Raw genomic sequence first — 20,634 nt, forward strand, 5'->3', positions numbered from 1 at the left:
CTTGAGAATGTCATCAGGACTCATATTCAGGATTCGGCGTCATGCCGGAGCCATTAATAATCATTAAAATCTTAAATCGGGTATAACAATGTTAAGAATCTACGCAAATAAATTACGTCCGCAGGCCGAGATGGAAAAAATTATCGCTGCCACTTCCGGCGTTGAGGAAAAAACGCTGAAGAAATGGCAAAAAATCTCTACGGCTGATTCCGAATACATCCATATTATCGTCAGCGGTGAGGTAGAGTTTCGCCGTGAGTCAGACGAGCTGTGTATGTTCAGCGTAACGGGATACTGCATATTCGGCCTCTCCTCAATGTACTACCAGTCTGCCCATATGTACGGCCTTGTGCGGGCGAATACCGTGGTTCGCTCCATTAAGAAAGAGGATTTCGCCCGGCTGATGACCGAGAAAAACCTGTGGCCTGAGCTGACGAAAGTGCTTTCCTGGTATATCTGCATGCTGAGCAAACGCGATGATGTTCTGGTTGCCCGCAGCGCGTATTCCGTTGTTCGCGAATTTTTATATGAAATAAACGATCTGATTGTCCAGCATCAACGCGATATCAACGTTTATGATTACATTCAGGAATACACTAACCTGGCGCGCAGCACCATTATTAAAATTCTCTCCGACCTTAAAAAAGGCCAGTATATTGTGGTGGAAAAAGGTCGTCTGCTTAATCTCACCTCACTGCCTGAAAAATATTAATGCTGCTCCCGCCGGTCTCCTGAATCAACTGACGGAGGCCGGCTATTATCGCTCTGTTTTATGCTTGCCTGCGTATTATCCTGCGTTTCGTCTACCGGCGGCGCGGGTATTTTTCCCTGCGAATAATCCTGCTCCTGTTCTTTCAACGCCTGCTTAAGTAATTCTTCCAGCGACGCATCGTTGCTGCCTGCGCTGGCGGGCGCGATGTCGCGCTCGTGCGCCTCGGTTCCCGGCAGGGTATCCCGCGACGTGTCCTGCGGCACCGCGCCGTCGGGTGCCTGCTGCCAGTCGGCATCATCGCTGTTTATGGGCAGATCCTGCATGGGCGGAACATCAACATGCACCGGCGCAGGTTTAGGCTGCGGATGCGGGAACGGTTTACTCACATACACGTAATGCATATCTGAAAGCTGCGTTTCCGGCTTCGCCACGCTGGCTTTGACCGGTTCGGGCGTCGGGTGGCGGAGGTGCCAGTACACATGTGCATACAGGCCCGCAACCAGCATGGCGCAAAGCCCGAACGTCCATAACACCGTTTTGCCGAATACGTTTTTCAGGCTGGGGAGGCGGTACGAGAACCAGACCGCCTCTCCGGTTGTGTAGCTGCGCTGGGCCGCAAGACAGATGGTCGACATTAGGCTTTTTTCTCCTGCGTTTTCGCGTCCGCGGTGGTGCGGGCGGCCTGAATCAGTACGCTCGGCGTGCTGTTGGTCACGCGCATTAATTGCATCAGCGTGTCTTCTCCCGGGATGCCGTCCACGTGCAGTTTCATTTGTTGCTGGAACTCGCGGGTGCGTTTCATCATCTCTGCGGTCCAGATCCGGGCGTGCGTTTCCGGCTTGCTGAGCGCGAGGCTTAACTGCTGATCGAGCCAGGCCATGTCTTTACCGTCGCTGGCGGCGCCGATCGCGTCCTGGCCTTCCGGCGTCAGGCGGTGCAGCTGAGTGAAGTTGCCGGTCGCATGCTGGTTAAACCAGCTGCGGCTCACCTGCCAGGTCCGGTTATTCATGAGCAGGTCAATCGACGTGTCGCCGACGCGGGCGACAACCGCATAGTTAAGGTGACCGCCGGTTTTGAGCTCGCTGACCCACGGATACCCCTCCCGCGCCAGCGCGTCCGGCGTCGCGTTCCCCTGCTTACACATCAGGTTCACCTTCGCGGCGTTATGGCACAGGGCCTCTTCTGCCGAGGCGTCATACCCCCACATCAGATAAAGCTGGTGCATCGCATCCGGCTGATTCACCATTTCGTTGTCGATAACCGGCACCACGGCTGCTTCAGGTTTTGGCGTCGGCTGTTTCCAGCTGACGGGGACCGGCAGCGGGATGGGAAGGTGCGCGTTGATCGACGAGGTCAGATACCAGCCGCAGGCCGCAAACAGTACCGACGCGAACAGCCCCACGGTCGCCAGGCGCTTACCGTGTTTTTTGGCAGGGAGGATCTCTCCCGCCGCCAGGCGTAAATGACGCGGGCTGACCTGCGCCGCGCGTTCCGTCCAGGCGGCGAGCATTGCCAGGTGTGCCAGAGCATTCAGTTTGCTGATGTTGCCTTTGGTCAGCGCGTGCATTTTGCGCACGCGGGCCGGCGTTAACGGCGAATTTTCACAGCCGTGTTCTTCGCACTGCGCCTGCACGTAGCTCAGGTATTCGCGGCAGGTCAGGGGGCGCAGAACATGATGGGTGTGCATATATTCGCGCAGTTCAGGTTGCTTAATCAGGCTTTCCCGATCCGCTGCGCCCATTAGCACCACGGACAGGCGGACGTTCAGCTCCTGGGCACGCGTGAGCAGCGTTCCCAGGACTTCCAGACAGCCCTCTTTCATGGCTTCGCAGTGGGCGATGGTCAGCACTCTGGATTTCGCTTTTCCCTCCTGCCACTGGCGCAGTATGGCATCCACCGCCTGCATGCGGTTGCCGATCGCTTTCGTTCCCGGGTTGAGCTTGTACAGCAGGCTACTGGCACTCAATTTTGGAAACGCGCTGATGGCAAGCACGTTGCCGCTGCTGGTTTTCAGCGCATCGCTGAAGTGAGCCAGGAGCTGCGCGTCGTCGCTAAAGAGCCCGATAATGCCCGCCTGCTGGGTTTTCTCTTTCAGCAGGTTAAACACATCCTGATGATAAGGTACCAGAAAATCCCCGGATAAACGGGCGATCGTCCTGAATGGCGGGTTTTTAAAATTAAAGTGGCTCTGATACATAACGACTTACCGTCTCTGATTAGGAATAGCAACAGCACAGAAAGTAAGTTAATGCTCTGAGGTGGTCAATTTGCAGACAGGGTAAAAATATCCTGCTGGCAGTGCCTAACATCTGGATTTTATACGGTCAATATTTTTCTTTATGAAAGTTAGCGGCAAAGTCAGTGGTCGCATTTGCAACAGCTTATTACTATTTTCATCCATATTGGCGCAGTATGACGCTGCTTATTTTTGCTTTGCTATAGGCCGGATAAAAAATGAGGTTCTCATTTCTGTCACGGTGGATAACGCCTTGTATTATGTTTGTGCTGCTGATTTTTTGCGGACAGCAAGGGTATCTCACCTTTAAAGATTATAAAAAAGTTACGAATAAGTTGGCTAATTCTGACGAGCAGCCGCTGAAAACCTTGCGTGAGGAAAAAACCTTTACGCTATTCACCGCGGCCGTGCGTCAGGATAACGTGCCCGCGGCGGTAAAAGCCCCGCTGGCGGCGGAAATCGAGGGCATCGTGAGCAGCGATGACGCCTGGCTCTCCTTCGCCGTCATCAAAACGGCGGGCGGCCAGAAAAGCTACCGCGAGGGTGAACCGCTCACCGGCTTTAACGACGCATTTATTCAGGGAATTAATAAAGATAATGTGGTTGTTAATTATGAAGGTGCTACGCAGGTACTGGCATTAAATAAGCCGGACTATTTTAAGGGCGGCACAGAAAGCGGCCCGGTGACCAAATCGACAAAAGATCCCGGTGCAGACAGTTTGCATCTGGATGATTATCTGGTGTTAAAGCCGTTAATAGAAAAGGGCCAGCTGGAAGGCTACAGGATCAACCCACGGAATGCCTCCTCGTTCTACAGCCAGTCTGGTCTGGAAAAAGGGGATGTGGCGGTGAAAGTTAATTCTGTCGATATGACTGATGAAGCAAAAGCGAAAAGCATTATTGCTAACTGGTCGAAAATGAAAGAGGCGGAGGTCGTGGTTCGGCGTCACGCTCACCTTGAAAATATTCGGGTCAATGTTCTAAACAATTAACAAGTGTACAGACATGAAGAAATTTCCATGGGCGTGCGTGGCGCTGACCGCATTGTCGTTATATTCCAGTTCGCTGCTTGCAGCTAACTTTAGCGCGAGTTTTAAAAATACCGATATTCGCGAGTTTATCGATACGGTAGGCCGCAATCTCAACAAAACCATTCTGGTCGATCCGTCCGTTCAGGGCACCGTCTCGGTCAGAACCTACAACGTGCTGACGGAAGATGAATATTACCAGTTCTTCCTGAGCGTGCTGGACCTGTACGGCCTGTCGGTGATCCCGATGGACAACGGCATGGTCAAAGTGGTGCGCTCCAGCGTGGCGCGTACCGCCGGTGCGCCGCTGGCGGACAGCAAAAACCCGGGCAAGGGTGACGAGATCATCACCCGCGTGGTGCGGATGGAAAACGTGCCGGTGCGCGAGCTGGCCCCGCTGCTGCGCCAACTGAACGATGCCACCGGCATCGGTAACGTGGTGCATTTTGAGCCGTCCAACGTGATGTTGTTAACCGGTAAGGCCTCGGTGGTGAACCGCCTGGTGGATCTGGTGCAGCGCGTTGACAGAGAGGGCGTTCAGCGCCGTGAAATCGTGCCGCTGCGCTTTGCCTCTGCCAAAGATCTCTCCGACATGTTGAACAACCTCAACAATGAAGAGCAGAAGGGGCAGAACGCGCCGCAGCTCGCCACCAAGGTAGTGGCGGATGACGAAACCAACAGCCTGGTGATCAGCGGTTCGGAAGATGCACGCACCCGCACCCGCTCCCTGATTCACCAGCTCGATCGCGAGCAGAACAACGAGGGGAATACTCGCGTCTTCTACCTCAAGTACGCCAGCGCCACCAAAGTGGTTCCGGTGCTGACCGGTATTGGCGAACAGCTGAAAGACAAGCCGGGGGCGGCCAAAGCGAAAACCGCGAGCGCCGCGACGGACCTGAATATTACCGCCGATGAGTCAACCAACTCGCTGGTGATCACCGCCCAGCCTAACGTGATGAACTCCCTGGAGAAGGTGATCGACAAGCTCGATATTCGCCGTCCGCAGGTGCTGGTAGAAGCGATCATTGCGGAAGTGCAGGACGGTAACGGCATGGATCTCGGCGTGCAGTGGACCGGCAAGCACGGCGGCGTGCAGTTCGGCGCCACCGGCTTACCGATTAGCCAGATCAAGAACGGCACCATGAAGGGAACGAGCTTCACCGGCCTGGCGACCGGCTTCTTTAACGGCGACTTCGGCGCCCTGGTGACCGCGCTCTCCACCGACGGCAAAAACGACATCCTCTCCACACCGAGCGTGGTCACGCTGGACAATAAAGAAGCGTCGTTTAACGTGGGTCAGGACGTGCCGGTGCTTTCCGGCTCGCAGACCACCAGCGGCGACAACGTCTTTAACTCCGTTGAGCGTAAAACGGTCGGTACCAAGCTGAAAATTGTGCCGCAGATTAACGACGGCGACATGATCCACCTGAAGATTGAGCAGGAAGTCTCCAGCGTTGACAACAGCGCGACGGAAGACGCCAGCCTCGGCCCGACCTTCAACACCCGCACCATCAATAACGAGGTGATGGTCCACAGCGGTCAGACGGTGGTGCTTGGCGGCCTGATGGAAAACGTCACCAAGCAGTCGGTCTCTAAGGTGCCGCTGCTCGGCGATATCCCGCTGGTCGGCCAGCTGTTCCGCTACACCTCGCAGGATACGTCCAAGCGCAACCTGATGGTGTTTATTCATACCACCGTCCTGCGTGACGACGACAACTACAGCGCGGCGTCGAAGGAGAAATATGACCAGATCCGGGTGCGCCAGATGCAGCGACTGGAAGAGAAAAAGCTCGGCATCATTGCGCCGAGCGACAATGCCGTCCTGCCCGCGTTTCCTGTCGACGCCAGCGCCGCGCCGGTGAAAACCAGCGCCACGCGCAATCCGTTTAAAGAATAGTGCGGAGGGGGCAATGTGGACGAACTGAGTAAAGCGCTGTGCAGCAGCAGCTACGCAAAGGATAACGGCGTTCTGTTTTATAACAACGAGGTCTTTATCCGTGAGGACACCCCGGCGTATGCACTGCTGGAGGTGCGCCGTGTACTGGGACGTGCGTTCGTTCCGGTCACCCTGACGCCGGAAGCCTTCGATGAGCTGCTGGCCAAAATCTGGCAGCAGAGCAGCGGCGTTTCGCAGCAGCTGGTGGACGATATGGACGCGGATATCGACCTGATGGCGCTAACCGAGGAGATCCCGGATAACGAAGATCTGCTCGATAACGACGAAAACTCGCCGGTGATCCGCCTGATCAACGCCATTCTCAGCGAGGCGGTGAAGGACGGCGCGTCGGATATTCATATCGAAACCTTCGAGCGCACGCTGAGCATTCGCTTCCGCGTCGACGGCGTGCTGCGCCCGGTGCTACAGCCGGCGCGCAAGCTCGCCCCGCTGCTGGTGTCGCGCATCAAGGTAATGTCGAAGCTGGACATCGCCGAGAAGCGCCTGCCGCAGGATGGCCGTATCTCCCTGCGCATCGGGCGCAAGGCGATCGACGTGCGCGTGTCGACCATTCCGTCCCAGTACGGCGAGCGCGTGGTCATGCGTCTGCTAGACAAAAGCAACCTCAAGCCCGACATCAACAAGCTTGGGCTGATTGATGAAGAGCTGGAGAAGTTAAAAGGGCTGATTGACCGCCCGCACGGCATTATCCTGGTCACCGGGCCGACAGGTTCCGGTAAAAGTACCACTCTGTACGCCATTCTTTCGGCGCTGAACGGCCATGAACGCAACATCCTGACCGTGGAAGACCCGATTGAATACGAGCTGGAAGGGGTGGGGCAGACGCAGGTGAACCCGCGCGTGGACATGACCTTTGCCCGCGGGCTGCGCGCCATTCTGCGTCAGGACCCGGACGTGGTGATGATCGGGGAAATTCGCGACGGGGAGACCGCGCAGATTGCGGTGCAGGCCTCGCTCACCGGTCACCTGGTGATGTCGACGCTGCACACCAACAGCGCAGCCGGGGCGATAACCCGCCTGCGGGATATGGGGCTGGAGTCGTTTTTGATTGGTTCATCGCTGCTCGGCGTCATTGCCCAGCGTCTGGTGCGTCGGCTGTGCACGCACTGCCGGACCACCAGTCCGCTGGACGCCAATGAAAAAGCGCTGTTCAGCTTTATGGACGCGCCGCCAAAAGCGATCTACCGCGCGGTGGGGTGTGAACACTGCCGCCAGAGCGGCTATCAGGGCCGCGCCGGTATTCATGAATTTCTGGTGGTGGACAGCACCATGCGCCGCGCCATTCATGAAGATAAGGACGAAATGTCCATCGAAACGCAGCTGTTTAAGCAAGCCTACAGCCTGCGCGAAAACGGGCTGCTGAAGGTGATTAGCGGCGTGACGTCTCTGGAAGAGGTCATGCGCGTTACCGCCGAGCGTGGGGGGGATGCGTAATGGCCTTCTACGCCTGGACGGCGACGGATGCTGCCGGAAAAACCCAGCGCGGGACGCTACAGGCCGAGGGGCAAAAGCAGGTTCGCCAGACGTTGCGCGAACAAAAGCTGATGCCCGTCAGCATCACCGAAACCCGCGAGGCGGCGGCAGCCGGAAAAGCAAAAACCGGCGCGAAGCTTTCCACGCCGGTGCTGTCGATGTTTACCCGCCAGCTCTCGACGCTGGTGAACGCCGCGCTGCCGCTGGAGAGCGCGCTGAAGGCCATCTCTAAGCAGACGGAAGACAAAAAGCTGGCGGCGATGGTGGTGGAAATCCGCGAGAAAGTGGTGGAAGGGCATACGCTGTTCGACGCCTTCAGCCAGTTTCCGCGCACCTTCGACAAGCTCTACTGCACGCTTGTGATGGCCGGTGAAAAGACCGGTCACCTGGGCGACGTGCTGGAAAAGCTGGCGGAGTACAACGAGCAGCGCCAGAAGATGAAAAGCAAGCTGACGCAGGCGATGGTCTACCCGATTACCCTCACCGTGGTCGCCATCGCGGTCATCAGCATTCTGCTGGTGGCGGTGGTGCCGCAGGTGATTGAGCAGTTTACCCACATGAAGCAGCAGCTGCCGATCACCACCCGCACGCTGATTGCGGTCAGTGATTTCCTGCAAGCCTGGGGCATCTGTATTGCCGGCAGCCTGGCGGGGGCATTCGTCGGCTTTAAAACCTGGGTGCGAAACGTGAAAAACCGTTTTCGCTGGCACAGCTGGCTGGTGAACGGCTCGCCGATTAAAAAGCTGGTGTGCGCCATCAACAGCGCCCGCTATATCCGTACCCTGAGCATTTTGCAGGCCAGCAGCGTGCCGCTGCTGGAGGGCATGTATATCGCGATGGACGGGATTGAAAACCTCTATGCCCGGCAGGTGCTGGAGCAGGCCGCCGACACCGTGCGCCAGGGGGCGTCGCTGTATGCGGCGCTGGAACAGGCGAAATTATTCCCGCCAACCATGCTGTATATGATTGCCTCCGGCGAAGAGAGCGGGGAATTAGGTAATTTAATGGATCGCGCGGCGGAAAATCAGGAATCGGCCTTACAACATCGAATTACATTAACGCTGTCGGTTTTTGAACCGGCGCTGGTGGTATCCATGGCGACGATTGTTTTATTCATTGTGCTGTCAATATTACAACCGCTTCTGCAACTTAATAATATGGTAGGTTAAATCATGGCTTTAAAACGTAAAAACCTGGCTCGCCAGGCGGGCTTCACCTTGCTCGAATTAATGGTGGTGATTGTTATTCTCGGCGTTCTGGCAAGTATGGTGGTGCCAAACTTAATGGGAAATAAAGAAAAAGCGGATGAGCAAAAGGCGACCAGCGATATTGTCGCGCTCGAAGGCTCGCTGGATATGTACAAACTGGATAACCACCGCTATCCGACCACAGAGCAGGGCTTGCAGGCGCTGGTGACCAAGCCTGAGATCGCGCCAATCCCGAACGGCTACCGCGCGGACGGCTATATCCGTCGCCTGCCGCAGGATCCGTGGGGCGGTGATTATATTCTGGTTAGCCCGGGTGAACACGGCGCGGTGGACGTCTTCTCCGCCGGTCCGGACGGCGAAGCGAATACCGCCGATGACATTACCAACTGGTCTCTGGATAAGAAAGAGAAATAATGAAAAATCAACGCGGCTTTACGTTGCTGGAAATTATTCTGGCGCTGGTGATATTTGCCAGTTGCGCCATGATGGTGGTGTCAACCATACCTTCACGCAGCGGTGCGGATATATTTGGCCAGCAATTAAAAGCCCTCGTTGATTATGGTTCAGACCGTGCGGTCATGGACGGAAATATTGTCGGGCTGGTGATGACCACGGATAAATATCAGCTGGTGACGATCGACGATAAAAATGGCGAGCGTCACTGGGTGCCATTATCCGCCGGACGTATTACCACCAAAGGTCATTTGCCGGAAGAGATGCACGTCTCGCTCTCGCCGCAGCGCCTGGCCGCAACGGTGGCGTCCGAGCCGCAGGTGATCTTTTTACCGGACGGTGAAATCAGCCGCTTTACGCTGACGCTGCAAAGTTTCGACAAACAGCACCATTTCCGCGTGGTGTCGCAGGGCGCGGCACCGGTATCGGTAGAAAACGATGACTAAGGGCAACAAAAAGCAAAAGGGGATGACGCTGCTGGAGGTGATGGTTGCCCTGGTGATTTTCTCCACTGCCGCGCTGGCGCTGATGAACTCGGTCTCCCTGAACGTGCGGTTTACCCATGGTCTGGCCGACACCTTGCAGGCCAGTTGGGTGGCGGAAAACCAGCTGGCGGAAGCACAGCTCACCAAAACCGACTTCCCGGATGCCGAGCAGCAGGGGACGGAGATGATGGGCGGGCGCAGCTGGAACTGGCGCAAGCAGCGGGTGAAAACCGCCGACAACGTCTGGGCGAACGCCATTCGCGTCTATGCGGAAGGCGACGAGAGCCAGCCGGTCATCTCCCTGCACGTCATTCCGCCGGGAGAGAGCAAGTGAAAAAAACGCGACGCCAGCGCGGATTTACCCTGCTGGAGATCATGATTGCGCTGACCATCTTCGCGGTGATCAGCACCCTGGCCTGGCAAATTCTGGACGGCGCGATGCGTACCAGCTCGGCGACGGATGCCAGCGCCGCCGGCCTCAACCAGCTTCAGCGCGCCTGGAGTCTGATGGAGCGTGATTTTTTCCAGCTTCAGGCGCGGGCCCCGCGCAATGAGCCGGAGCGGTTTCGTCAGGAGGGCGATGCCCTTGAGCTGACTACCCTGAACGGCGTGAGCGGAACGGTCCAGCTGGAGCGCGTGCGCTGGCGGCTGGAGGAGGGGCGTCTGTATCGCGACGTCTGGCCGGTGATTGACGGTCCGGCAGACGTGAAGCCCGACGACGTGCCGATTGTCAGCGGGGTGAAAACGTTACGGTGGCAGTTTTATCGTCAGGGCTGGATGAAGTCCTGGCCCGACGCCGCCCATCTGCCGGACGGCGTGGAGGCGACGCTGACGATGGATAACGGGGAGACCTGGCGCTGGGTGTTTACCACGCCGGGCGATATGCCGGAGGTGGCCGCTGCCGAGGGGCCTGAGAAGGCCGCCGACGCGCCGGTGGCGACCCCGGATGTCGCCCCTTTGCCGGAGGCCAAACCATGAGCCGGATCCGTCAACAAAAGGGCGTTGCCCTGCTGGTGGTGCTGATTTTACTGGTGATGATGTCCGCCCTGGCCGCCAAAATCAGCCAGCAGTTCTGCCGAAATTTGCAGAAAACCCATTATCAGGTAAGCCAGCAGCAGCTGCGCTGGGCGATGCAGGCCCAGGAAAAAGTGGTGAAGGACCGGTTGCAGACTGACGCCAGCGGCGAAAGCAAGCCGCTGTCGCTGGACGGCGACTGGCATCAGCCGCTGGAGATGCGGGGTGAAGACTACACGGTCGTAAGCCAGGTGGAAGACGCCCAGGACTGCCTTAACGTCAATAACCTGTTGACCGCCGAGGCCGCACCCCAGGGACAAAGCGCGCCCGCCGTGGTGGAAAAACCGCGTAAAGAGCAGAGTGTCGAACAGCTGCTGACGGAGAGCGGCCTTAGCCAGAGCACGGCGGAGGAGGTCTATTTCCAGCTGGTGGATTATCTCGATGGTGACAGCACAACGGCGAAAGAGGGCGCCGAAAGCGACGCGTGGGCCGGGGTCGTGCCCGCGCGGCAACCGGCAAACCAGATGATGCGCAGCATCGCTGAAATCAAGCTGCTGCCGGCGTTTCCTGCTTCGGCCTACCCGAAGGTGAGCAAGCTGCTGTGCGCGCTGCCGGACGCCGCCAGCAAGGTTGACGTGAACACCCTGCAACCGGAACAGGCCGCCGTGCTGGCGGCCATGTTCCCCGGAAAACTCACGCAGGATGACGCCGTTCGCCTGCTGGATTCGCGGCCTGAATCGGGCTGGGAAAATATGGAAGCGTTCAGCAAAGCGCTGGAGCAGTCCTTCCCGCAGGTCAAAGACGATCTCCCCCAGGTGGCCGATCGCTTTTCTGTAAACAGCCGGTACTTCCGCGTGAACTACAGCGGCAATACCGACGAATTAACGCTTCGCGTGGTCAGCCAGCTTCAGATAAATAACGAAGCCGGCGAGATCGTGACGTGGCAGCGCCGTTACCGAATGATTGAATAAGAAAAGTAGAACGTTATGAAACAGGTACTTTTTGTTCGTCCCGACAGCCGCGAGGGCGGGAAAATAATGTGGTGTGAGTCCGGCAGCGAGCACGTTGAGGTGCTCGACAGCCTGGAGGCGCTGGCCGATCACCCGCTGGCGGCACGCGTCTGTCTCCTGCTGCCCGCCGGCGACATGATTTTCCGCCACTTCACGCTGCCGAAAAAAGTGGCTTCTCAGGCGATGGCCTTCTCGTGGATGGCGGAGGAGACGCTGATTGGCGACGTGGACACCCTCCACTGGACGGTGCTTCACAAAAAGGGGGCCGAGGTCGACGCCGTGGCCATTGACGCCGACCGCCTGCGCGCGGCACTGGCCCGCTGTCAGGAGGCCGGACTCAGCGTGATTCAGGCTCTGCCTGATGCCTGGCTGCTGCCCGTGGCGGCAGGCGGCAGCACGCTGGTCGCGCAGGATAATGGCTACTGGCTGCGCTTATCGCCCCACGTGGCGGCAGAAATGGAGGCCAGCCTGCTGCCGCTGCTGATGCAGAAAGCCGGCGAAGGCGAAGTGTGGTGCTACGGCGACGCGCCTGCAAACGTCACCGTTGACGTGCAGCATGCCTGGCAGCATCCGCTGGTGCTGATCCAGCCGCAGTGGCAAGCCTGTCGCGTGAATCTGCTTCACGGTGAATTCAGCCTTAAGGCCGGTAACGGGCGCGTCGCGAAACGTATGAAAGCCGCAGCGGTGGCGGCGGGCCTGCTGTCCGTTGGCCTGCTGCTGGGGCCGCGCATTGCGATGGCCTGGATGCTGGTGCAGCAGGAAAACCAGATACAGGAGGAGATCCTCCAGGTGTATCAGCACCATTTCCCCAGCATGCGTCACCAGACCAACATCAAATATCACTTTGGTCAGAACGTCAAAAAACAGAGCAAGGGGATCTTCCTTCAGCTGGACGAGCTGGCCGCCGCCCGGCAGTCAGTCCCTGCGATGGAAATCGACCTGCTGGAATACGATGCGCAGCAAAACACGCTAACGCTGAGCGTCAGCGCGCAAAACCAGCCCGCGTTGCAGGCGTTTGTTAATCAGACCCGTGAGAATTTCGATTTTACCTTACAGCCTGTTTCAACCACCGAACCGTATACCGCCATGATCGCAGGGAAACATAAATGAAAGAGCGAATCGCGCAGCTGAAATCACGCTATCAGAATTACAGCGCCCGGGAGAAAGTTATTTTAAAACTCTGCATCGTCGCCCTGCTTGGGGCTGCGGTGTATTACGCAGGAGTCATCCCTTTGGATAATATGATTCAAAATAGTAAATCGACGCTTAAAAGACAAAAAGAGACGCTAAACTGGATGCGCAGTGAAATTAATAAAAATCATCTTCAGGTCCAGTTAGTCAAAACGGATAATCCACGTACGGTGGTTGAGAAAAGCGCCCATGAAATTAACCTTTCACTGACGGACGTGCGTCAGGAGGGACAAACGTTATCGTTCGTGGTGAGTCGGGTAAATGTGTATGAATTAAAAAGCTGGCTGCGCGAAATTAATCAGACCTCCGGCGTCAGGTTGCAAAAAATAAACCTCACGCCGGTTGATCACCTCAGCGATGTAAAAGCGCAGGTGCAGCTCACCTGGGCAAAAAACGCATGAATACCGTCTCGCTGATCCGGGAAGCCTGTCCGGTTAGTTTCGCGATGATGAGTGCGATCCTGGGCGGGATTATGGGCAGTTTTCTGGGCGTTGTGGCCGAGCGCCTGCCGGGGATGATGATGGACGAGAAGGGGAGCGGCAATCTGCTCTTTCCTGCCTCGCACTGCCCGGTGTGCCAGCACACGCTGGCCGCATGGGAAAATATTCCTCTGGTCAGCTGGCTGTTATTACGGGGGCGCTGCCACCAGTGCGGCACGGCCATCCCGCTGCGGTTATTTTTGGTCGAATTGTTCTCCGCGCTGTTTTTTGGCGTCACGGCCTGGTGCATGCCGGACGTTCAGGCGCTGTTTTCCCTGTGGTTACTGGCGCTCTTTTTACTGCCTCTGGCGATGATTGACTGGCAGCACCAGCTTCTCCCGGACTGCCTGACCCAGCCGCTGCTGTGGGCAGGTCTCCTGCTCCATGCGTTTGACCATAAATTGCCGTTGCACGACGCGCTGTTCGGCGCGGTAGCGGGCTATCTGTCGCTCTGGCTGCTCTACTGGGCCTTTCGTTTGGTCACGGGGCGGGAAGGCCTGGGCTACGGCGATTTTAAACTGCTGGCGGCGCTGGGCGCCTGGTGTGGCTGGCAGGCGCTACCCACCATTGAGCTGGCGGCAGCGTTAAGCGGTATTGTCGGTTATTTCGTCCTGAATAATGTAAATAAAAATAACCTCACTATTTCTTTTGGACCGTATCTCGCCTTTGCTGGAATAAGTGTGTTTATCAGCCAGCAACTGGTTTCCACATTTTAAATATAGTGGTCAAGTTATTTTATAAATTTTTTTGACGGTGGAAGTGAAGGACGTCTCTTTACGCCCGGTGTATCGTAAGGGATATAAGCTAGACGGAATTCAGGCTTGTATCTTTTTATGGAGGAATACAACGCAGTAAAAAGTTTTTTTTCACGGCATTCAGGTTGGTTAAATACGCATTATGCGAAGCGCATCCATGATCTCACGGAAGACATGGATTATTACGTTACGAATAAATTTATCAGGAAATAAAAATGAAATTTATGAAGCCTAAATATCTGGCGCTTTTTGTTGCAGCCGCAACGAGCTCGGTATTTGCAGCGGCACCGGGTACACCGTCAATTACATCAGGCAACGATAAGTTTGCGCTGGTAGAGGTGGATCAGGCGGCACAGGACTACAACAACCTCATCAAAGTGCATAAAGATGGCGTTGACGTGAAGGTTGAGTGGAACGTGTGGAGCGGCGACGCCCCTACGTCGGCAAAAGTGCTGCTGGACGGCCAGACCGTCTGGACCGGAGCGGGCAGCACCGCCGGCTCTGCGACGTTCAAAGTGAAAAAAGGCGGACGCTATCAGGAGCAGGTCGAGCTGTGTAACGACAGCGGCTGCACCAAGAGCGCCAGCAAGCTGATCATCGTGGCGGACACCGACGGTAGCCACCTGCTGCCGCTGAACACCCCGCTGCTGGAAAACAACAAAGCGTTCGCGCAGCACACCGATAAAGTGGTTGGCGCTTACTTCCCCGAGTGGGGCGTGTACGACCGTAACTTCTCTGCGGACAAAATTCCGGCTGCGAACATCAACCACCTGCTGTACGGCTTCATTCCAATCTGCGGCGGCGACGGCATTAACGACAGCGCCAAATCCTCCGGCGCGCTGGAATCTCTGAAGCGCGCCTGCCAGGGCCGTCAGGACTACACCGTGGCGATCCACGATCCGTGGGCGGCGTTGCAGAAACCTCAGCAGGGCGTGACCGGCTGGGATGAACCGTACAAAGGCAACTACGGTCAGCTGATGGCGATGAAAAAAGCCCATCCGGACCTGAAAATTCTGCCATCCGTCGGCGGCTGGACCCTGTCCGACCCGTTCTATCAGATGGATAATAAAGTGCTGCGCGACCGCTTCGTTGCGTCCGTGAAAGACTTCCTGACCACCTGGAAAGTGTTCGACGGCGTGGATATCGACTGGGAATTCCCGGGCGGCGGCGGTGAAAACGCTAAACTGGGTAACCCGCAGACCGATAAAGCGACCTACACCGCGCTGATGCACGACCTGCGCCAGATGCTGAACGAGCTGTCTGCGGAAACTGGCCGTACCTACGAGCTGACCACCGCTATCGGTGCAGGCAAAGATAAGATCGAAGACGTGGACTACAACACCGCGCAGCAGTACATCGACCACATCTTCCTGATGAGCTACGACTTCTACGGCGCGTGGAGCAATACCGACCTCGGCCACCAGACCGCGCTGTACGGTGCGTCTTGGAAACCAGACACCAACTACACCACCGATAACGCAGTGAAAGCGATGCTCGAGCAGGGCGTACAGCCTGGCAAGATCGTGGTTGGCGCAGGCATGTACGGACGCGGCTGGACCGGCGTTCACGGCTACACCGGCGACAATCCGTTCACCGGCACCGCCACCGGCCCGGTCAAGGGCACGTGGGAAAACGGCATCGTTGACTACCGTCAGATTGTGAACCAGATGCTGGGCAAACCGGGCTGGGAGTACAAATACGACGAAGCGGCAGAAGCACCGTACGTGTTCAACAAATCCACCGGTGAGCTGGTGACCTACGATAACGCCCGTTCCGTGAACGCGAAGGGCAAATACGTACTGAACAAAAACCTGGGCGGCCTGTTCGCGTGGTCTATCGAATCCGATAACGGCGACATCCTGAACGCCATGAACGAAAGCCTGCTGGGCGGCAGCTCTACGCCTGTTGAGCCGGTTGTAACCAACCATGCGCCGGTCGCGTCTGCTACCGACATGACGGTAACGGGCCCGGCGACGGTCACGCTCGACGGCTCCGCCTCCAGCGACCAGGACGGCGATGCGCTGACCTACAAATGGACGCAGGTTTCCGGCGCCACCGTGACCCTGGCGAACAGCACCAAAGCGAAAGCCAGCTTCAGCGTACCGGCTGTGACCAGCGATCAGAACCTGGTGTTCCGCCTGACCGTGACTGACGCGAAAGGCCTGAGCAACGCGATCGACGTGCAGGTTGTGAACAAAGCGCCGAAAGCGAACCAGGCACCGGTGATCAATGCCATGGACGCCGTGACCGTGGAATCCGGTGAAGCGATTTCCCTGCATGCACAGGCGACCGATCCAGACGGCGACGCGCTGACCTATAGCTGGAGCGTACCGGCAGACATGAACACCACGGGGACGAATACCGCCAACGTTCGTATTACTGCGCCAGAGGTCAACAACACCTCTTCCTACATCCTGAGCGTTGTGGTCACCGACGGCAAAACCAGCGTGCAGTCTAACGTGCAGGTAACGGTGAACCCGAAAGCAGCACCGGCCCCGGCGCCTGTGGACGAAGACACCACCCCGGCCGACGAAGGTAACGTGCCGTCTGACGAAGGGAATACTCCGTCTGACGAAGGCACTACCCCGGCAACCGGCAGCTGTGATGCGCCAGTTGATCCGGCAGCCAGCCAGCATGCGGTTTGGGAATCCAGCAAGGTCTACAACGGTGGCGACATCGTGAGCTTCGACAACCTGGTGTGGAAAGCGAAGTACTGGACTCAGGGCAACCAGCCTGGCTTCGGCGCAGAAGCGTGGGAGCTGGTCAGCCAGGTGAAATTCAACTGGCGTTCCGATGTGGTCTATAACGGCGGTGAAACCACCACGTACGAGGGCAATGTTTATCGTGCGAAATGGTGGACCCGCGGTGATAACCCTGCGAACAGCGATGTATGGGTGAAAGAAGGCGCAGCACCAGACTGCAAATAATCTGACCCGATAAACGCTCACCGCGCCCGTCACGGTGCGGTGAGCGATTTAAATTCATTTTACAGGATGTGGGTAAGGAGAAATAACCGATACTGTCAGCAGGTAAAAATGAAAAAGCTCATTTTGTTATTGTTAATAATAAGCCAAAGCGCACTGGCGAACTGTTGGGATAAAGCGGCGCATTATTATCATGTCGATCCTTATTTATTGTATGCCATCGCGAATGTGGAATCTGGAATGAATCCGTATGCGGTTGGACAAAACCGCGACGGCACGCGTGATGTTGGACTGATGCAAATTAACAGCACGCATTTTACCGCGCTGGAAAGCCGGGGCATCGATGAGTATCGCTTAATGACGGAGCCGTGTACGTCCATCATGGTGGGCGCCTCGATTCTCTCCGGCATGATTAAAGTGTATGGCTATAACTGGGAGGCCGTAGGCGCCTATAACGCCGGGTTAAAGAAAGAGAATTATCCGCAGCGCATGAAATATGCCCATAAGGTCTGGGCGAAATACCAGCAGCTGAAATTAGCGGCCCGGTATTAACGTTTTTTATTTTTGAAGAATTCCTGAAGGTGTTCTTCGAAAAGTGAAAACAGCTGAATGTGGTTTATGTATTAACGGAATAATACCTAAGCCGGGATTTTAACGTTTAATCTGAATAAACAGGAATACTGAAATGAACAAAAGGACGTTACTGAGTGTACTCATTGCGGGAGCCTGCGTGGCGCCATTGATGGCCCAGGCTGCAAATCTGAAGGAAACCAGCAGTGAGCCGTACACCATGAAAGCCAGCGATCTGGCGAAGAAAGAAAAAGAATTAACCGATTTCCCGCTCATGACGTCGGTTAAGGAGACCATCAGGACGCTGGATAACGCGCAGGTCGAAATGATTGAGCCAGGCCGAGCGGCGAACCCGGACAACGTTAAGCGCGTTGAAGGGATTGTGAAAGCCAGCGACTGGGAATATCTCTTCCCGCTGCGCGCTCAGGCCTATACCTACAGCAACTTCCTGAAGGCCGTGGGTAAATTCCCGGCGCTGTGTAAGACCTACGACGACGGTCGTGACAGCGATGCCATCTGCCGTAAAGAGCTGGCCACCATGTTTGCCCACTTTGCCCAGGAAACCGGCGGCCACGAAAGCTGGCGTCCGGAAGCCGAATGGCGTCAGGCGCTGGTGCACGTGCGTGAGATGGGCTGGAGCGAAGGGCAGAAGGGCGGCTATAACGGCGAATGTAACCCGGACGTCTGGCAGGGCCAGACCTGGCCGTGCGGTAAGGATAAAGACGGCGACTTCCTGAGCTACTTCGGTCGCGGCGCGAAGCAGCTGTCCTACAACTACAACTACGGCCCGTTCTCCGAAGCGATGTACGGCGACGTGCGTACCCTGCTCGACAAGCCTGAGCTGGTGGCGGACACCTGGTTGAACCTGGCGAGCGCGATCTTCTTCTTCGCCTACCCGCAGCCGCCAAAACCAAGCATGTTGCAGGTTATCGACGGAACGTGGCAGCCGAACGATCACGATAAAGCCAACGGCCTGGTGCCGGGCTTCGGCGTCACCACCCAGATCATTAACGGCGGCGTTGAGTGCGGCGGTCCAACCGAGATTGCCCAGTCTCAGAACCGTATTAAGTACTACAAGGAGTTCGCCAACTACCTGAAAGTACCGGTTCCGGCAAACGAAGTGCTGGGCTGCGCCAACATGAAGCAGTTCGACGAGTACGGTGCGGGCGCCCTGAAGATTTACTGGGAACAGGACTGGGGATGGAGCCCGGATACGCCAAACGGTTCGACCTACGCGTGCCAGCTGGTGGGCTACCAGACGCCGTTCAGCGCGTTTAAAGACGGTGACTACACTAAGTGCGTGCAGAAGAACTACAAGGTGAATATCGTGAACGATGACGGCTCTGCCGACACGCCGGTGACCCCAGCGCCAACGCCAGCTCCGACGCCAGCCGAGGATGAAACGCCGGCCCCTGCGCCAGCGCCTGTTCCGGATGAAACGCCGGCAGAGCCTGTCGTGGTGAACCACGCGCCGGTTGCGCAGATTGCGGGCCCAATCGGTGCCGTTGAAGCGGGCGCGCAGGTTTCGCTGAGCGCTGAAGGCTCTAGCGACGCAGACGGCAACACGCTGACCTATACCTGGCGTGCTCAGGACGGCCAGACCGTGGCTGGCGAAGACAAAGCGGTAGTGACCTTCACTGCACCGGAGTCTGCAACGGCGCAGCAGTATGAAGTGAGCCTGACCGTCAGCGACGGCGAGCTGAGCAGCACCACGACTTACCTGCTGAACGTGAAGGCGAAAGCGTCTACGCCATCTGAAGAAGACACGTCTTACCCGGCCTGGAGCGCGAACAGCAAGTACAACGCAGGTGATATCGTGAACAACCACGGTAAGCTGTTCCAGTGCAAACCGTTCCCGTACAGCGGCTGGTGTAACAGTGCCCCGTCGTACTATGAACCGGGCGCAGGCCTGGCATGGGCTGACGCCTGGACGGCGCTGTAAAAGCAAACGGCAACCCTCGGGTTGCCGTTTTTGTGTTTGCTCTTTCCCCTCACCCTAACCCTCTGCCCAAAGGGGCGAGGGGACAGTACGGTGCAGTTGTAGGCCCGGTAAGGCGAAGCCGCCACCGGGCAAAAAGGCTAGCGGTGCAACTTCCCGTGATCCCGTAACCACGCCGCCGTACGCACAATCCCTTCATCCAGCGATACAATCGGCTTGTACCCCAGCTCGTTCTCCGCGCGTGAGATGTCCAGCGTAAAATCAAAGTTGAGCTTCGACACGCCGTAATGGGTCAGCGCAGGCTCCTTCGCCGATTTACTGCCAAAGCGCTCCATGCTGCGGGCGATCATGTCCAGCATCGGGTAAGGCACGGAACGAATGCGGCAGTCGATTTTCAGCTCGGCAATTAGCCTTTGCACAATGCTGCGCAGGGTGCAGGGTTCGCCGTTGGTGATGTTATACGCGCGGCCCGACACCAGCGTATCGCAGTCCGGCTGGCTCGCCAGCCACATGGCGTGAACGGCGTTCTCGTAATAGGTCATGTCCACCAGCGCATCGCCGCCGCGCGGTAACAGCACGCTGCCGTAGTGGTGCATCATCTGGGCCAGTCGCGGGATGAATACTTTGTCGTGCGGCCCGAACAGGCTCTGCGGGCGCAGGACGGTAAAACGGGTATGCGGGTTTGACTGGGCCAGCAGGTCGATCACCTCTTCGCCAGCCGCTTTGCTGCGGGCAAACTCACAGGCGAAGCGCGCCGGGCGGAAATCTTCCTGAATATCGCGGTGGTGGTGGTAGTCAAAATAGAGCGACGGGGAGGAGATATGAATAAAGTTACGCACGCCCCAGGCGACGGCCCATTCGCCCAGACGGCGCGTGGCGCGCACGTTCGCGAGATCGAAGGCTTCCTGGGTCCCCCACGGGGAGGTAAAACTGGAGCAGTGCCACAGCGTATCGATACCGGCGAGCATCACCTTAGCCTGAGAAGAGACCAGCTCCGTCAGGTCGGCATGGACAAATTCAGCGCCCATTTTTTGCAGGAGCTTGCCCATCGCCTCGTTGCGACCGGTGGCCCTGACGCTGATGCCTTTGTTGCGCAGAAATTCGACCGCATTTCGGCCTAAGCCGCTGGTCGCCCCGGTAACCAGTACCTTCATAACAATCCACTGTGTTGAAAAGAATTTCGTGCGCATTCTTTCGTGA

General features: G+C 57.1%; 19 protein-coding genes. 16 read left to right on the forward strand and 3 right to left on the reverse strand.

The features are described 5' to 3' along the window. The first annotated feature begins 88 nt into the window (after positions 1-88). The gene (locus tag DBR02_RS17975) at positions 89-712 is read left to right on the forward strand and encodes a helix-turn-helix domain-containing protein (protein WP_107535021.1); all 624 of its coding nucleotides are present in this window, start codon (positions 89-91) and stop codon (positions 710-712) included. Here DBR02_RS17975 and DBR02_RS17980 read toward each other — a convergent pair. Both DBR02_RS17980 and DBR02_RS17985 read right to left on the reverse strand, forming a co-directional pair. Further along, positions 709-1,347, reverse strand: a complete 639-nt coding sequence (locus DBR02_RS17980; protein WP_107535022.1) for a hypothetical protein — start codon at positions 1,345-1,347, stop codon at positions 709-711. The genes DBR02_RS17975 and DBR02_RS17980 overlap by 4 nt on opposite strands. Next, positions 1,347-2,909, reverse strand: a complete 1,563-nt coding sequence (locus tag DBR02_RS17985; protein WP_107535023.1) for an ExeA family protein — start codon at positions 2,907-2,909, stop codon at positions 1,347-1,349. Before DBR02_RS17985 ends, DBR02_RS17980 begins: the two co-directional genes overlap by 1 nt. Before the next feature lie 299 nt (positions 2,910-3,208). Here DBR02_RS17985 and gspC point away from each other — a divergent pair, with 299 nt between their 5' ends. The 15 genes from gspC to DBR02_RS18060 all read left to right on the forward strand — a co-directional run bounded on the left by gspC (position 3,209) and on the right by DBR02_RS18060 (position 19,437). Then, positions 3,209-3,940: a type II secretion system protein GspC gene (gene gspC / locus DBR02_RS17990; RefSeq protein WP_107535024.1), complete on the forward strand. Its 732-nt coding sequence runs from the start codon at positions 3,209-3,211 to the stop codon at positions 3,938-3,940. 13 nt (positions 3,941-3,953) lie between these two features. Continuing rightward, entirely contained in the window at positions 3,954-5,873 is a 1,920-nt protein-coding gene (gspD, locus tag DBR02_RS17995) for a type II secretion system secretin GspD (RefSeq protein WP_063866240.1), read from the forward strand. 15 nt (positions 5,874-5,888) lie between these two features. Further along, positions 5,889-7,367, forward strand: coding sequence for a type II secretion system ATPase GspE (gene gspE / locus DBR02_RS18000; RefSeq protein WP_063449212.1), 1,479 nt, complete (start codon positions 5,889-5,891; stop codon positions 7,365-7,367). After that, positions 7,367-8,575 (forward strand): type II secretion system inner membrane protein GspF, encoded by a 1,209-nt coding sequence (gspF, locus tag DBR02_RS18005; RefSeq protein WP_107535025.1) that lies wholly within the window; start codon positions 7,367-7,369, stop codon positions 8,573-8,575. The genes gspE and gspF overlap by 1 nt, the downstream gene beginning before the upstream one ends. Before the next feature lie 3 nt (positions 8,576-8,578). After that, positions 8,579-9,028, forward strand: a complete 450-nt coding sequence (gspG, locus tag DBR02_RS18010) for a type II secretion system major pseudopilin GspG (protein ID WP_006809430.1) — start codon at positions 8,579-8,581, stop codon at positions 9,026-9,028. Then, complete coding sequence (gspH, locus tag DBR02_RS18015; protein ID WP_107535026.1) at positions 9,028-9,513, forward strand: type II secretion system minor pseudopilin GspH; 486 nt, start codon at positions 9,028-9,030, stop codon at positions 9,511-9,513. The genes gspG and gspH overlap by 1 nt, the downstream gene beginning before the upstream one ends. After that, the gene (gspI, locus tag DBR02_RS18020; RefSeq protein ID WP_063866244.1) at positions 9,506-9,886 is read left to right on the forward strand and encodes a type II secretion system minor pseudopilin GspI; all 381 of its coding nucleotides are present in this window, start codon (positions 9,506-9,508) and stop codon (positions 9,884-9,886) included. The genes gspH and gspI overlap by 8 nt, the downstream gene beginning before the upstream one ends. Next, a complete protein-coding gene (gspJ, locus tag DBR02_RS18025; RefSeq protein WP_107535027.1) occupies positions 9,883-10,530 on the forward strand; it encodes a type II secretion system minor pseudopilin GspJ in 648 nt (215 codons plus the stop codon). Before gspI ends, gspJ begins: the two co-directional genes overlap by 4 nt. Continuing rightward, on the forward strand, positions 10,527-11,537 hold the full coding sequence (gene gspK, locus DBR02_RS18030) for a type II secretion system minor pseudopilin GspK (protein ID WP_107535028.1): 1,011 nt from the start codon (positions 10,527-10,529) through the stop codon (positions 11,535-11,537). The genes gspJ and gspK overlap by 4 nt, the downstream gene beginning before the upstream one ends. 15 nt (positions 11,538-11,552) lie before the next feature. Next, the gene (gene gspL / locus DBR02_RS18035; RefSeq protein WP_107535029.1) at positions 11,553-12,686 is read left to right on the forward strand and encodes a type II secretion system protein GspL; all 1,134 of its coding nucleotides are present in this window, start codon (positions 11,553-11,555) and stop codon (positions 12,684-12,686) included. After that, a complete protein-coding gene (gene gspM, locus DBR02_RS18040; protein WP_107535030.1) occupies positions 12,683-13,168 on the forward strand; it encodes a type II secretion system protein GspM in 486 nt (161 codons plus the stop codon). The genes gspL and gspM overlap by 4 nt, the downstream gene beginning before the upstream one ends. Continuing rightward, positions 13,165-13,962, forward strand: a complete 798-nt coding sequence (locus DBR02_RS18045; RefSeq protein WP_107535031.1) for a prepilin peptidase — start codon at positions 13,165-13,167, stop codon at positions 13,960-13,962. Before gspM ends, DBR02_RS18045 begins: the two co-directional genes overlap by 4 nt. A 254-nt stretch (positions 13,963-14,216) precedes the next feature. After that, positions 14,217-16,928, forward strand: a complete 2,712-nt coding sequence (locus DBR02_RS18050) for a glycosyl hydrolase family 18 protein (protein WP_107535032.1) — start codon at positions 14,217-14,219, stop codon at positions 16,926-16,928. A 108-nt stretch (positions 16,929-17,036) separates the two neighbouring features. Then, complete coding sequence (gene iagB, locus DBR02_RS18055; RefSeq protein WP_063449202.1) at positions 17,037-17,477, forward strand: type III secretion system invasion protein IagB; 441 nt, start codon at positions 17,037-17,039, stop codon at positions 17,475-17,477. A 133-nt stretch (positions 17,478-17,610) separates the two neighbouring features. Continuing rightward, positions 17,611-19,437: a chitinase gene (locus tag DBR02_RS18060; protein ID WP_107535033.1), complete on the forward strand. Its 1,827-nt coding sequence runs from the start codon at positions 17,611-17,613 to the stop codon at positions 19,435-19,437. Between the two features lie 137 nt (positions 19,438-19,574). Here DBR02_RS18060 and DBR02_RS18065 read toward each other — a convergent pair whose 3' ends face one another. Further along, the gene (locus tag DBR02_RS18065; RefSeq protein ID WP_107535668.1) at positions 19,575-20,588 is read right to left on the reverse strand and encodes an NAD-dependent epimerase/dehydratase family protein; all 1,014 of its coding nucleotides are present in this window, start codon (positions 20,586-20,588) and stop codon (positions 19,575-19,577) included. Positions 20,589-20,634 lie beyond the last annotated feature (46 nt).

Origin of the sequence: Enterobacter cloacae complex sp. (assembly GCF_900322725.1) — a bacterium.
Taxonomy (GTDB): Bacteria; Pseudomonadota; Gammaproteobacteria; order Enterobacterales; family Enterobacteriaceae; genus Enterobacter; species Enterobacter quasihormaechei.